Here is a 13,345-nt window from a genome sequence, read left to right as displayed (position 1 = left end):
CGATGCCCAGGCCCCCGGGCGGCTCCTAGACTCGCGGAGGGGCCGCGCGGCGCGGTCCGTGATCCACGACGAACGGGGTACGGATGCAACTCGCCATGGTCGGACTCGGACGAATGGGCGCCAACATCGTCCGCAGGCTCATGAAGGACGGCCACGACTGCGTCGTGTTCGACGTGAATCAGGATGCCGTTGCCTCCCTGGTCGCAGAGGGCGCCACGGGGGCGACGAGCATCGCCGACCTCGCCTCGAAGCTGCAGAAGCCCCGCGCCGTGTGGCTGATGATCCCCGCCGGTCTCACCGGGAAGGTGGTCGACCAGGTCGCCGAGGTGCTCGAGCCCGGAGACATCATCATCGACGGCGGCAACTCGAACTACCGCGATGACGTGCGCCGCGCGGCGAAGCTGAACGACAGCGGCATCCATTACGTCGACGTCGGAACCAGCGGTGGTGTCTTCGGCCTCGAACGCGGCTACTGCCTGATGGTCGGCGGTCACGAGGAGGCCGTCACGCACCTCGAGCCCGTGCTGCGCACGATCGCCCCCGGACCCGGTGAGGTCGAGCGCACGCCGGGCCGTACCGGCGAGTTCACGACCGAGGAACGCGGGTATCTGCACTGCGGTCCCTCCGGCGCCGGTCACTTCGTGAAGATGGTGCACAACGGCATCGAGTACGGCATCATGGCCGCTCTCGCCGAGGGGCTCAACGTGCTGAACAACGCCGATGCGGGCCTTCATCAGGGCGAGCACTCGGCCGAGATCGCCCCCCTCGAAGAGCCCGAGTACTACCAGTTCGACATCGACACCGCCCGCGTGACCGAGCTCTGGCGCCGGGGGTCGGTGATCTCGTCGTGGCTGCTCGACCTCACGTCGGCCGCGCTCTCTCAGAACCCCACGCTCGACGGTCTGGCCGGGCGCGTGTCCGACTCGGGCGAGGGGCGCTGGACCGTCAAGGCAGCGGTCGACACGGGCGTTCCCGTCCCCGTGCTGGCGGCATCGCTGTTCGAGCGGTTCGCCTCGCGCGGCGAGGACCACTTCGCGAATCAGGTGCTGTCGGCGATGCGTCTGCAGTTCGGTGGTCACCAGGAACTCCCCGCCGGAGACGTGCTCGAAGCGGGTCAGAAGAAGTCCGAGAGCGGCCGGGACTGAGCCGCGCGGCTCAGCGCTCCAGCAGGATCTGACATACGAAGAGGCCCCCGCCGTCGCGCCACACCTCGGTGGCGGGGGCCTCGCACGTTCCTTCTTCGGGCGTGAGAAGCCGGACGCCTTCGTCGTCGTAGAGCGCGTACGGCCCGACCGTGCCGCGCACCGGGGTCGTCGCCCCCGGCGGGAGGTCGCCGACCGTCTCGAGGGCGGTCATCAGTGGCGTGCTCGCATCCTCGGTGTAGAACGTGGTGCTCTCGTAGTCGCGGCAGTTCGCGGTTCCTCCGGTGCCCACCGGGAACCCGTCGCCCAGGCAGTACCCGCCCGACGCCATGTCGGGGAGAGAACCGTTGGCCGCTCGGTACTTCTCGAACACCTCCTGCCACTGCACCAGGCGTTGCGTCGCCTCGGAGTTCGAGTCGGTCGGTGCGGCCAGCAGCCAGATAAGGAAGCCCACGGCCCCGGCGATCGCGACACCCGCGATCGCGAGGGCGGTGACGGCGGCGGGGTGCAGACGGGCACGGGGACGGGAATCTGTCGACATGACGGCGGACCTTCTCGAGGGGGACGACTCGCGCGGCGGCGCGGACCGCGCCAGATTCGCACGGTGCCGCGCCCCCTTTTGCGGCTCCTCTCGCGCTGTCTGCCGGCCGGAGGTGACGTTCACCCCCGCGCTCACCCCCGCGGAGAGTCCGTGGGGCCTCAGCAGCCCGTCCGAGCGGCATCTGCGGCGGGGTTAATGCGGGCGAGAGGGGAGACTAGAGGAATGAGCAGTTCCTCCGCGCCCGCCTCCTCCGACCGCTACATCGTCGCCACCGACGGCGCCTGCAAGGGCAACCCGGGGCCGGCCGGGTGGGCCTGGGTCGGGGAGGACGGCCACTGGGCGGCGGGATCCATCCCCGCGGGAACGAACAACATCGGAGAACTCCTGGGCCTGCTCCACGCGATCACCGACCACGCCGACGTTCGTGATCTGGTCGTGCAGGCCGATTCGAAGTACGCCATCGACACGTACTCGTCGTGGATGGACGGCCACCGCCGCCGCGGGTGGGTGACCAGCGCGAAGAAGCCCGTCGCGAATCAGGGCATCCTCGAGGCGCTCATCGCCGCGCGTGATGCGCGTCGGGCGGAGGGTCTCCCCGACGTCGTGCTGGAACACGTCCGCGGGCACAGCGGGCACGTGCTCAACTCGTGGGCCGACGAGAGGGCCGTGAGGGCGTCTCAGCACGCGGCCAAGGGGGAGGAGCTGATCTGGACGTCGCTGCGCGGGCTCGACCGACTCGAGGTGGCGTCGGCGCCGCCGCGTTCCGCCGCCGACCGCAACGGGCGCTGAACGGCTCTTCTCACAGGGTGGCGACGTGGCCGCGGTGATGCGGGGTCGTGACGCCCGCACCTTGGCCGGCCTCAGCGTGACGAGCCCGCGAGCACCTCGGCCTCGTCGGCGGGTGTGAGACCCGCACCGCGGGGTCGGTCCAGGCCGCGCGCGCGTTCGTCGTCGAGGGTGCGACGCACCGTCTCGGACAGCGGACGTCGGCGACCCCCGGATGCCAGGAAGGCGGCGTCGCTGCGCCGCGAGAACCCCCGCGCCTCGGAGGGGAGCCACAGCGGCAGCGACCGCGGACCCATCCAGTACTGCACGCCGTGGTCCTCGAGGGTCGCGTCGTCGAGCGCCACCATCTCGCTGTCTCGTCCGGACGCGTCCTTCGCAACCGCGAGCACGGCGGCGAGCGGGTACTCCTCGCCGATCGCGTTGACCGGCCCGGCGGTTCCCGCCCGCCCGGCGCGCTCGATCCAGGTGGCGAGGTCGTCGACGTCGATGCCCTGCACGTATCGACCGCCCGTCTCGGGGGTCAACACGCGTCCACCACGGGCGAAGCGCGCCGGCCAGTAGCCGAAGCGATCGGTCGGGTCGCCCGGACCCACGATGAGGCCGGCGCGGGCGAGGAGGGCGCGGTCACCCAGGCGCAGCGAGGTGAGTCGTTCCGCATGCACCTTGGCATCCGAATACTGCGAGAGGTCGACGGGCTTGACGAGGTCCGCGGTCTCGTCGGTGAACGGCACGTCGGAGCGGGAGTACACCGAAACGCTCGAGACGAGCGTCCAGTGAGCCGCACGGTCGGCGAGAGCATCGAGCCCGGATGCCACGAACCCCGGATCCCACGACAGCTCGACGACGTCGTCCCAGTCGCCGTCGAGGGCGTCGTAGGCGTGATCGTCTTCACGGTCGGCTGGCACGAACCGCGCACCCGGTGCGACCGCGCCGGCCTCGCCGCGGGCAAGGCACGTGACATCGGCCCCCGCGGCGACGGCCGCAGTCGTGATGGCGCGGCCGAGCCACGCCGTTCCACCGAGGATGAGCATGCGTCGCATGCGCCACAGCCAACCACCGCACGGGGGATGCGTCGAGCGGGTTCGCCAGCGGCGGACGGGGTGAGCGTTCCCCGTGTTGTCCACAGATCCGCGTGCATGCCCGCGCGCGCATGCACGGACCGCTACGTTCTCGCCCACGGAATATACGTGCCCTGGGGGGCGAATCGAAGGGTGAAGACGATGTCGGATGTTCAGAAGCAGCACGTGCTCGGTCGGCCGACCGGAGCGTTCGTCGGAGCGTCGTGGGTGGCGCTCGGACTCGGGGCTTCGGTGTACTTCATCGGCCTGTACAACGCGCGCATGGCGCTGTCGGAGAAGGGTTTCTTCCTCGCGGTGTTCCTGCTCGGATTGTTCGCCGCGATCTCGGTGCAGAAGGCGGTGCGCGACCGCGCCGAAGACGTCCCCGTGACCGGCGCCTACCTCGGCGTGGCGTGGGGGATGCTGCTGGTGTCGTTGACCCTGATGGTGGTCGGCCTCTGGAACGCCGAGCTCCTGCTGTCGGAGAAGGGCTTCTACGGCATCGGTTTCGCGATGAGTCTGTTCGCGGTGGTCGCGGTGCAGAAGAACGTGCGCGACCTCGCCGCGTTCCGCCGGGCCAACCCCGAGGCCGTGCCCGTCGCGCGGCCCGCGTTCCCCGCTGCTCCCTGAGTCAGTCGGGCACCGCTGTTCCCTGGTGAAACACGCACCGCGGCCGGGGATCGCCCTGCCACACCGATGATCGCCGGCTGATGCGGTCGTCGGCTCGTAGAAGGTAGGTCGGCAGCACCGTCTCCGGTCCGAGCAGCCGGCTGTCCCGCTCCTCGATGATCGGCGGACGGGCGCTCGTCGTCTCGGCGGCGAGGGCGACGATGATGTCGTCACGGGTCCACCGTCGTCCGGACCGACCGATCTCGGTGAAGTCGTCGGCGAGCAACCGGCGCAGCTCGTCGGGGTCGCGCCTCACCGCGGGAGTCAGCAGAAGCTCCTCGGCGGTCCATGCCGCGGCGATGAGCTCCCCGCCATCGGCGCGCCGCGGCTCCCCTGACCGGGGCGTCTCCGGTCCGCACGGGACGGGCGTCGTCGACCCGCTCGCCCAGTCGCGGCGCAGCACACCGTAGGCGACGGATGCCAGAGGCTCGGCACCGTCGACGGGCCAGCCGTCGCGATACCAGGCCTCGCGCACCCACCCGGCCTTGTCGAAGGCGCGGCGCATTGGGGCGTTGTCCTCGCGTGTCTGGCCCTCGAGGCGGGCTACGCCCTCGCGTGTGCGGAACACGCGATCCACGGCGAGGGCGAGGGCCCCTGCACCGAGTCCTTGCCCGCGCCACGGGTCCGCGAGACGCAGGTCGACCACCGCCGTCGGATCTGCGAGATCGTCGAGGCGGAGCAGACCGACGCGGCCCCGTTCGTCGTCATCGATCCAGAACGCCTCGGTTCGATCGTCGCCCCAGCGGCCGGTGTCGATGTCGACCGTCACCTGGGCGCCCGACAGTCGCTGTCGCACATGGAATGGCCAGAGGTTCGCGGTGAGGAAGTCCGTCAACGCGCGGCGGTCCCCGCCTGCGGCATCCATGAGTGTCAGTGTCAACGCCATCCATCCACCGTAGACAGCCCGTCCGGCATCCTGTCTACGCTGGAACGACACCCCGCTCCCCGAAGGATCCCGTCGTGCCCTCTGCCTCCCGCGCTCCCGCCGCCCGCCCCTCCGCCGACCGCGCCACCACTATCCGCCTGCTGCGCACCGCCTCGCTCGTCGTCGCCGGCGTCGGTGCATCGATCACGATGGGCGCACTCGGGTCGTGGTGGACGCCCGTCATCCTGCTCGTGGCCACCGCGGGGGCGGTGCTGGTGGTCTGGCGCGGCGGAGTGACGCCGGTGGGGGAGCGAGTCGTGGCGCCGGCGCTGGCCGTGGTGGTGGCCCTCACCGCGGCGGCCCTGTTCGGGCTCGCGGGGGTCCTGCCCTCCGGCTGGACGTGGGCGTCGCTCGGCGCCTACGGCGTGGCGTGGGGCGAGTACCTCTTCACCCAGACGCTCGCGCGCTCGCGCGCGGCGGGCTCCGCGCGCTGAACGCGAGGCTCTCGCGTCGAACGGGCGCACGCTCGTGAGGAGCCGCAGCTGAACGACGCGAAGGCACCAGCTCTGCGAGGACTCGCGCTTCTCTTCCGTCGATTCTGGGGCGAGGCATAGGTTGAACGTGCTGCCCGACGAGCGGGCGATCGGGGGTCCCTCATGAACGATGTCGTCGGTCGATCGGCCTGGAGCCGTTTCTGGAACCGCGGGCGCTGGTGGAAGGCCGTCGTCCTCGCCGCGGGCTACCTCGTCCTCTACGAACTCGCGTCCCTCGCTTTCCTCCCGCTCGTGCCGTTCGCGGGGGATTCGGGTTCCGCGTCGTTCGTGTTCATCTTCTACGTTCTACCGATCCTCGTCGGCGCCGTGATCCTCATCGTCTTCGGGGCGACGACCGGATGGTTGCGAGGACTCTTCGCTCGTCAGTCCCTCGGGGGGCGGGGGTGGATGTGGATCGCCGTCGTCGTCGTGCTCCTGTTCAACGTGCTGCACCTGTTCAGCATCGACTACAGCGCAGCCGGCATCGACTACGTGATGACCTGGCTCCTCGCGGGGCTGTTCGTCGGTTTCGCCGAAGAGGTGCTGACCCGGGGGTACGTCGTGCGGATCATGCGCGACGCGGGGCATCGGGAGATCGTCGTGGCCTTGGTCTCGGCGGGGCTGTTCGCGCTTCTGCACTCGACGAACCTCCTCGGCGGTCAGGCCCTCGTCCCGACGCTGGTGCAGATCGTCTACACGTTCTTCTTCGGCATCCTCATGTACCTCGCCATGCGCGTCACGCGCACTCTGCTCGCGCCTGTCCTCCTCCATGCCAGCACCGACCCGAGCATCTTCATGCATGCGCAGTACCCCGCCGAGGGGGCTCTGGGATCGCTGGCGAACCTCGGCAACATCGTCGTCATCGTCGTCGGGCTCGTGCTCGTCTTCTTCATCCGCGGCCGCGTCGGCCGTAACGAGGAGTCGACGTTCCCTTCCGCCTCGCGGTGACGCGGACGGCCGGCGGCATCCGACGCTCTCGGGAGAGCCGGACGCCGCGGCCCTCCTACACGGTGGCCGGCGTGTGCGTCGGTACCCAGCCGAGGGCCGGGGCGACGTGCTGGGCGAAGTTCTCGACGAGGCGCAGGTTGAACTCCACGCCCATCTGGCTCGGGATCGTCAGCATCAAGGTGTCGGCGCTCATCACCGCGGCGTCGTTCTGCAGCTGCTCCACCAGCCTGTCGGGGGTGGCCGCGTACGTCTTGCCGAAGGTCGAGCGCATGCCGTCGATGACGCCGATCTGGTCGCTGCCCGCCGAGCCGCCGAAGTACATCTCGTCTTCGTCGGTGACGATCGGGAAGATGCTGCGGCTGACAGAGGTGCGTGGCTCGCCCGCGTGCCCCGCCTCGCGCCAGGAGGTGCGGAACGCGTCGAGCTGCTGCGCCTGCAGGATGTCGAAGGGGGTGCCGTCGGCCTCGGTGAGCAGCGTCGACGACATGAGATTCACGCCGATGCGACCCGCCCACTCAGCAGTCGCCGTGGTGCCGGCGCCCCACCAGATGCGCTGTCGCAGGCCGGGGGAGTGCGGCTCGATGCGCTGCAGTCCGGTCCCGCCGCCGAAGGGGCTGTGCGGGTCGCGCTCGGCGAGTCCTTCGCCGTCGACGGCGCGCAGGAAAAGGTCGAAGTGCTCGCGGGCGATGTCGCCGCCGCGCGGGTCGTCGGATCCGGTGTAGCCGAACGCCTCATAGCCGCGGACGACGGTCTCGGGTGAGCCGCGACTCACGCCGAGCGCGAGGCGATTGCCACTGATCAGGTCGACGGATGCCGCCTCCTCAGCGAGCATGAGCGGGTTCTCGTACCGCATGTCGATGACGCCGGTGCCGACCTCGATGCGCGAGGTGCGGGCGGCGATCGCGGCGAGCAGGGGCATGGGGGCGGCCTGCTGGCGGGCGAAGTGGTGCACGCGGAACGAGATGCCGTTGACCCCGAGGTCGTCCATGCCCTGGGCGAGGTCAATCGCCTGGAGCATCGAATCGCCCGCGGTCAACTGACGACCACCGCCGAGGGGGCCGTAGTGGCCGAAGGAGAGTGTGCCGAAGGAGCGCATGTCGGGTGCAACGCCGGGCGCTCCGGTCTATTCCCGCGCATGGACCGCGAGACGACCCCGGGGTGCCTCAGGTGTGGAACCATTCAGGACATGGACGACGACGTACGCCACGAGCTGCGTCGACTGCGCGCCCGGGCGTACGGCCCTGACGCCGACATCGCCGACGACCCGACGGCGTCGGCGCGGCTCCTCGCCCTCGAAGAGCTCGAACGGCGGGAGCGGTCCGCGCCCGGGACCACGCCGGCACCGGCGCCGGACGTCCGGCCTGAGCCCGTGGCATCCGCTGTCGACGACGAGGACGTGACCCCCGCCGACGCGGAAGACGCCGACGACGAGACTCCTCGCGAGCATCGCCCGCTCGTGCGATCGAGGCGCCAACTGTGGGGGTGGGCGATCTCGCTCGCCGTCGTCACCGCGCTCGCGAGCGCGACGACGGCGCTCACCGTGTCGTTCGTACCGGTGTCGAGTTCGGTGGGAGCGCCTCAGGTCGGCACGCTGGAGTCCGATCCCGACACCGAGACCCCGGCCATCTTCGGCCAACGAACAGGCGCGGAACGCGCGTTCAAGGACTTCTACGGAGTGACCGCCTTCGTGGGCTTCGCGCAGGTCGACGCGACGGATAACCGCAGCCCGTGCGTGTATCTGCTCGAGACCTCCGAGGTGTCGCTGCGGGGCGCGCGCGGCGTGAGCGGCGACTTCGTCTACGGCGGATGCGGCGCGGGGGTCTTCCCCGCCACGGTGGAGTTCGTGGTGGCCGAGGGCATGCCGGACGCGTTCGTCGAGCAGTTCCCGATCGGCACGAGCGTGCAGTTCGTCTTCGACGGCGAGAACGTGGGCGTCTTCGCCGATCGGGGCTGAGGTGCGGGGAGGGGACCGGTGGCTTCGACAGGCTCAGCCACCTCGGCGAAGCGGTCCCCGAGCTTGTCGACGGGCGGTCCCTGAGCCTGTCGAAGGGTGGTCCCTGAGCTTGTCGACGGGTGGTCCCCGAGCTTGTCGACGGGTGGTCCCTGAGCCTGTCGAAGGGCCCGTCCGCCCGGCGGGTGAGAGGGTGGGGGAGTGACCCCCCTCCTCGAGCACGTGCCCACCGGTGCCGATCCGGATGCCGTGTACCTCGGCTTCGTCGAGTGGGCGGCCTCCCGCGGGCTGACGCTCTACCCCGCGCAAGACGAGGCGGTCATCGAGATCGTGTCGGGGGCGAACGTGATCCTGTCGACCCCGACCGGCACGGGCAAGTCGCTGGTCGCCGTCGCCGCCCACGCGGCATCCCTCTCCCGGGGCGGTCGCAGCTATTACACGGCTCCGATCAAGGCGCTCGTGAGCGAGAAGTTCTTCGCGCTCGTCGACATCTTCGGCGCAGAGAACGTCGGCATGGTCACGGGCGACTCATCGGTCAACGCGGATGCGCCGATCGTCTGTTGCACGGCCGAGATCCTCGCGAACCTCGCCCTTCGTCAGGGGGCCGATGCCGACGTCGACCAGGTCGTGATGGACGAGTTCCACTATTACGGCGAGGCCGACCGTGGTTGGGCCTGGCAGGTGCCGCTGCTGCTGCTGACGCGGGCGCAGTTCATCCTGATGTCGGCCACCCTGGGCGATGTCGAGGGCATCGCCGACGATCTTTCGCGCCGCACCGGGCGCGCAACCGCGCGCGTGACCGGCGTGGAGCGCCCGGTGCCGCTGCACTTCGAATACGCCCGCACGCCCGTGCACGAGACGGTGCAGGAGCTGCTCGACACGAGACAGGCGCCCATCTACGTCGTGCACTTCTCCCAGGCCGCCGCGATGGAGCGGGCGCAGGCGCTGTCGTCGATTCGCATCATCGGACGCGAGCAGCGCGACGAGATCGCCGAGGCCATCGGCGGGTTCCGCTTCACCACCGGGTTCGGCAAGACGCTCTCGCGCTACGTCCGCGCCGGCATCGGCGTGCACCACGCCGGGATGCTGCCGCGATACCGACGGCTCGTCGAGACTCTCGCGCAGCGGGGGTTGCTCCGCGTGATCTGCGGCACCGACACCCTCGGGGTCGGCATCAACGTCCCCATCCGCACCGTGCTCATGACCGCGCTCACCAAGTACGACGGCATCCGCATGCGTCAGCTCTCGGCGCGGGAGTTCCACCAGATCGCGGGGCGCGCGGGCCGGGCCGGCTACGACACCGCCGGCACGGTGGTGGTCATGGCCCCCGATCACGAGATCGAGAACGCCGCCCAGATCCTCAAGGCCGGCGACGACCTGAAGAAGCAGAAGAAGATCGTGCGCAGGAAGGCGCCGCAGGGCTTCGTCAACTGGACCGAGCAGAGCTACGACCGCCTCGTCGCCGCTGAGCCCGAGCCGCTGCAGCCGCAGATGAAGCTGAGCGCCGCGATGCTGATCAACGTCATCGCGCGCGGCGGCGACGTGTTCGCGAACGTCCGCTCCCTGGTGTTCGACAACCACGAGTCGCGGCCCCGCCAGTACGAGCTCGCCCGCCGCGCGATCGCGATCTTCCGCACCCTGGTGCAGGCCGGCGTGGTCGAGGCTCTCCCGCGCGAGTCGCCTGAATTTGTCGCTTCGGAGGCTTCCGAAGCGACAATTCTTGGCGACTCGCGCATCAGGCTCACCGTCGACCTGCAACCCAACTTCGCGCTCAACCAGCCGCTGTCGCCCTTCGCGCTCGCCGCGATCGAGATGCTCGACCCCGAGGTCGAGCTCGGCAGGGCACCGGACGCCACGGCTGCCGCCGGCAGCGTCGGCACCGGGCACTACGCGCTCGACATCGTCAGCGTGATCGAGGCGACGCTCGACGATCCGCGCCCGATCCTGTCGCAGCAGCAGTTCCGCGCGCGCGGGGAAGCCGTCGCGGCGATGAAGCGCGAGGGCATCGAGTACGACGAGCGCATGGAGCTGCTCGAGGAGATCACCTGGCCCAAGCCCCTCGACGACCTTCTGGCGCAGGCGTACGAGGTGTTCGCCTCCAGCCAGCCCTGGATCCGCGACTTCGAGCTGTCTCCCAAGTCGGTCGTGCGCGACATGTTCGAACGGGCCTGCTCGTTCGGCGAGTACGTCTCGCTGTACCAGCTCGCCCGCAGCGAAGGACTCGTGCTGCGCTATCTCAGCGACGCCTACCGCGCCATCCGCCAGACCGTCCCCGTCGACGCGCAGACGCCCGACCTGCTCGACCTCATCGCCTGGCTCGGCGAGCTCGTGCGCCAGGTGGACTCGAGCCTCGTCGACGAGTGGGAGCAGCTCATCAACCCGGCCGACGACCCGACCGCCCCCGTGGTCCCGCCGGCGCCGCCGTCGATCCTCACGAACCGGCGCGCGTTCGTCGTGCTCGTGCGCAACGAGATGTTCCGCCGGGTGCAACTCGCTGCGCTCCAACGCGACGATGAGCTCGTCGAGCTCGACCCCGACGTCGACTGGCCAGCAACCCTGGATGCGTTCTTCGACGAGCACGACAGCATCGGCACCGGGGGAGCGGCGCGCTCCTCGGCCCTCGTCGTCATCGACGAGTCGTCGGCCGCGGACGGCCTCTGGCGGGTCGAGCAGATCATCGACGACCCCGCCGGCGACCACGACTGGCGCATCCGGGCGGAGGTCGACCTCGCCGCCTCCGAGGAGGAAGGCACAGCGATGGTGCGGGTGACCGAGGTGCTGCGGCTGTAGTGCGTGCCGCTCCCGGGAACCCCGTGATCATGGCGCGACCTCCCGTCTCGACACGGTCCTCGGCTCGCGATCCGTCCCTGGCGGCTCCCGTCCGTCGACGGCGGTGGTGAGGTGCCGGGTGAAGGTGCGGGAGCGTACGCGGCGTGACCGCTCCGCGCGGATCGAGGGACTCGCGAGAGAGACACTGTGCCGCGGCTTCCTCTCACCAACACCGCTCATGCGCACCTCGTCGTCACTGCCCTCCCGCTGACGGGTAGAACGAACGCACGACATGACATGTGTCGATGGATGAGGCGGGAGCCTCGGGCGGAGTGCGACGTGGTTCAGCAGGTTTCTTTGGATTCGACGTCGGGCGCGAACGTCCCGACGCGCCGGACGGTTTTGGCGGGAGGGGCCTGGGCGGTTCCCGCGATCGTCGCCCTCACGGCCACTCCCGCGTTCGCTGTGTCGGGTGGGACGGTTTCGCTGGCGGTGCCGTCCGACCGGGTGACAGCATCCGGAGCGGTGACTGTCACGGCGACGGTGCGCGACGCTCGAGGGACGGGTGCGGCGGGGGAAGCGGTGTCGTTCGTCGGCCCGACGGACGCGACGTTCACTCCGCCCTCGGCGACGACTGACGGAAACGGGGCGGCGACATCGACGTTCGACCTCCGGAAGCCGTGGACCAAGCCCGGCTCGACGGTCACCGTCTCTGCGGTGTCGGGCTCCTCGAGAGCATCGAGGTCCGTCACCGTCCTCGGCGCGAATGCGCTCGTTGCGGGGGTGGGATACACCTCGACGCTCGCTCAAGCCGAGCAGGCCTTCCCCGCGCCTGTTGTGCAGATGCAGTCCTCGACGCTCGATGGCCGCGGACAAGCATTCCTGGCTCTCCTCGGTGATGGGACCGTGTGGGCCAAGGGCGATAACAGATACGGGTTGCTGGGAGATGGGACCACGACGAGCAGATCGACGTGGGCCCCCGTGACGAGCCTGGTATCGGTGACCCGGTTGTCTCTCGGTCTGTACACGGCGTACGCCCTGCAGCAGGATGGCACCCTCCGCGCGTGGGGCGCCAACGGCTCGGGTCAGTGCGGCAACGGCACGACGGCGAGCCCTCAGAAGACACCGTCGGCCGTGAGCAGTCTGACCTCGGTGACATCTTTCGTGGGTGGGAGCGGGTCCGCGTACGCAGTGTCGGGCGGAAAGGCGTACGCCTGGGGCAACGGGCAGAACTACGAGCTCGGTGACGGATCGAGGTCGGCGTCGCGGACCACGCCGCAGCTCATTCCGGGGCTGACGTCCGTGACGCAGGTCGAGGCTCACGCCGCTGGCGGCTACGCGCTGGCCTCGGGGCAGGTGTACGCGTGGGGCCAGAACTTTTACGGTCAGATCGGCGATGGCACGACGGATTCGAAGTCGACTCCTGTCGCGATCGCCGGGCTGACCGGCGTCACCCAGATCGCCTCGGCGCAGACCGGCGCGTACGCCCTGCTCTCCGACGGATCCGTCCGCAGCTGGGGCCAGAACTCGAGCGGCCAGTGCGGCGATGGCACAACCGCCGATCGTCGGTCGCCCGTTGCGCCCGCGGCCCTGGCATCCGGCGTGTCGCAGCTCTTCGCCTGCTACCGGACGGGATTCGCACTGTTGGCCGACGGCACGCTGAGCGGGTGGGGCGACGGAAGTCAGGGTCAGTTCGGCGACGGCACGCGAACCCAGCGCGCGACGCCGGCCGCTCTCACCATGCCGTCGGATTCTCCCTCCATCGATGCTCGCTCGCTCTTCACCAACCAGTGGGGACCGAGTCTCTTCTTGCCGACGACGGTGTGACCCGACGGTTCCTCGCGATGTCGCGCGCCGGCGACGTGAGCGCCTCCGTCGCCCGCCCGTGCGGGACTCTCCTTCTCGCGCGTAGCTCAATGTGCGCATGTGAACACGCGGCGTGCCGAGGTCGTTCGTATGTGAACACGCGGTACGCCGAGACCGCGGCATCCGGTGTCAGGCGAGTCCGCCGTCACGTGACCCGGACGTCAGCGGGTGAAGCGGGGGGCGAAGCCACCGGCAGTCTTCGCCGACGCGCGAAGGT

The 13,345-nt window shown here is 70.0% G+C and carries 12 protein-coding genes; 8 read left to right on the top strand and 4 right to left on the bottom strand.

The genetic code is table 11. The features are described from left to right. Positions 1 to 83: 83 nt before the first annotated feature. A complete protein-coding gene (gnd, locus tag MT347_RS08040) occupies positions 84 to 1,145 on the top strand; it encodes a phosphogluconate dehydrogenase (NAD(+)-dependent, decarboxylating) (protein ID WP_243499902.1) in 1,062 nt (353 codons plus the stop codon). Between the two features lie 10 nt (positions 1,146 to 1,155). Here the strand turns inward: gnd and MT347_RS08035 are convergent, their stop codons facing one another. Beyond that, complete coding sequence (locus MT347_RS08035) at positions 1,156 to 1,683, bottom strand: hypothetical protein (protein WP_243499900.1); 528 nt, start codon at positions 1,681 to 1,683, stop codon at positions 1,156 to 1,158. 222 nt (positions 1,684 to 1,905) lie between these two features. Here MT347_RS08035 and MT347_RS08030 point away from each other — a divergent pair, with 222 nt between their 5' ends. Next, positions 1,906 to 2,472 carry a ribonuclease H gene (locus MT347_RS08030; protein ID WP_243499898.1) on the top strand — a complete coding sequence of 189 codons (567 nt, stop codon included), beginning with the start codon at positions 1,906 to 1,908 and terminating at the stop codon, positions 2,470 to 2,472. Positions 2,473 to 2,543: 71 nt separating this feature from the next. On the opposite strand, the gene MT347_RS08025 is transcribed toward MT347_RS08030, so the two are convergent. After that, positions 2,544 to 3,509, bottom strand: a complete 966-nt coding sequence (locus MT347_RS08025; protein WP_243499896.1) for a reductase — start codon at positions 3,507 to 3,509, stop codon at positions 2,544 to 2,546. A gap of 180 nt (positions 3,510 to 3,689) precedes the next feature. On the opposite strand from MT347_RS08025, the gene yiaA reads away from it, so the two are divergent. Then, positions 3,690 to 4,157, top strand: coding sequence for an inner membrane protein YiaA (gene yiaA, locus MT347_RS08020; RefSeq protein ID WP_243499894.1), 468 nt, complete (start codon positions 3,690 to 3,692; stop codon positions 4,155 to 4,157). A 1-nt stretch (position 4,158) separates the two neighbouring features. Here yiaA and MT347_RS18390 read toward each other — a convergent pair whose 3' ends face one another. Next, a complete protein-coding gene (locus MT347_RS18390) occupies positions 4,159 to 5,082 on the bottom strand; it encodes a GNAT family N-acetyltransferase (protein ID WP_308194221.1) in 924 nt (307 codons plus the stop codon). 74 nt (positions 5,083 to 5,156) lie between these two features. Between MT347_RS18390 and MT347_RS08005 the strand changes: the two genes are divergently transcribed. Both MT347_RS08005 and MT347_RS08000 read left to right on the top strand, forming a co-directional pair. Continuing rightward, positions 5,157 to 5,555, top strand: coding sequence for a hypothetical protein (locus MT347_RS08005; protein ID WP_243499892.1), 399 nt, complete (start codon positions 5,157 to 5,159; stop codon positions 5,553 to 5,555). Between the two features lie 162 nt (positions 5,556 to 5,717). After that, entirely contained in the window at positions 5,718 to 6,542 is an 825-nt protein-coding gene (locus MT347_RS08000) for a CPBP family intramembrane glutamic endopeptidase (RefSeq protein WP_243499889.1), read from the top strand. 55 nt (positions 6,543 to 6,597) lie between these two features. Here the strand turns inward: MT347_RS08000 and MT347_RS07995 are convergent, their stop codons facing one another. Then, the gene (locus MT347_RS07995; RefSeq protein WP_243499887.1) at positions 6,598 to 7,638 is read right to left on the bottom strand and encodes an LLM class flavin-dependent oxidoreductase; all 1,041 of its coding nucleotides are present in this window, start codon (positions 7,636 to 7,638) and stop codon (positions 6,598 to 6,600) included. A 90-nt stretch (positions 7,639 to 7,728) separates the two neighbouring features. Here MT347_RS07995 and MT347_RS07990 point away from each other — a divergent pair, with 90 nt between their 5' ends. The 3 genes from MT347_RS07990 to MT347_RS07980 all read left to right on the top strand — a co-directional run bounded on the left by MT347_RS07990 (position 7,729) and on the right by MT347_RS07980 (position 13,089). Further along, a complete protein-coding gene (locus MT347_RS07990) occupies positions 7,729 to 8,496 on the top strand; it encodes a hypothetical protein (RefSeq protein WP_243499885.1) in 768 nt (255 codons plus the stop codon). A gap of 198 nt (positions 8,497 to 8,694) precedes the next feature. Further along, positions 8,695 to 11,283, top strand: coding sequence for an RNA helicase (locus MT347_RS07985; protein WP_243499883.1), 2,589 nt, complete (start codon positions 8,695 to 8,697; stop codon positions 11,281 to 11,283). A 318-nt stretch (positions 11,284 to 11,601) separates the two neighbouring features. Beyond that, positions 11,602 to 13,089: an Ig-like domain-containing protein gene (locus MT347_RS07980; RefSeq protein ID WP_243499881.1), complete on the top strand. Its 1,488-nt coding sequence runs from the start codon at positions 11,602 to 11,604 to the stop codon at positions 13,087 to 13,089. The last annotated feature ends 256 nt before the right edge of the window (positions 13,090 to 13,345 follow it).

It is taken from the genome of Microbacterium sp. VKM Ac-2923 (assembly GCF_022815605.1).
Lineage (GTDB): Bacteria > Actinomycetota > Actinomycetes > Actinomycetales > Microbacteriaceae > Microbacterium.
This window is presented reverse-complemented; position numbering and strand designations above follow the sequence as displayed.

Excerpts from the sequence above, each read along its gene's own strand:
- gnd (WP_243499902.1), top strand. The coding sequence starts at position 84 with ATGCAACTCGCCATGGTCGGACTCGGACGAATGGGCGCCAACATCGTC.
- MT347_RS08035 (WP_243499900.1), bottom strand. The coding sequence starts at position 1,683 with ATGTCGACAGATTCCCGTCCCCGTGCCCGTCTGCACCCCGCCGCCGTC.
- MT347_RS08030 (WP_243499898.1), top strand. The coding sequence starts at position 1,906 with ATGAGCAGTTCCTCCGCGCCCGCCTCCTCCGACCGCTACATCGTCGCC.
- MT347_RS08025 (WP_243499896.1), bottom strand. The coding sequence starts at position 3,509 with ATGCGACGCATGCTCATCCTCGGTGGAACGGCGTGGCTCGGCCGCGCC.
- yiaA (WP_243499894.1), top strand. The coding sequence starts at position 3,690 with ATGTCGGATGTTCAGAAGCAGCACGTGCTCGGTCGGCCGACCGGAGCG.
- MT347_RS18390 (WP_308194221.1), bottom strand. The coding sequence starts at position 5,082 with ATGGCGTTGACACTGACACTCATGGATGCCGCAGGCGGGGACCGCCGC.
- MT347_RS08000 (WP_243499889.1), top strand. The coding sequence starts at position 5,718 with ATGAACGATGTCGTCGGTCGATCGGCCTGGAGCCGTTTCTGGAACCGC.
- MT347_RS07995 (WP_243499887.1), bottom strand. The coding sequence starts at position 7,638 with ATGCGCTCCTTCGGCACACTCTCCTTCGGCCACTACGGCCCCCTCGGC.
- MT347_RS07990 (WP_243499885.1), top strand. The coding sequence starts at position 7,729 with ATGGACGACGACGTACGCCACGAGCTGCGTCGACTGCGCGCCCGGGCG.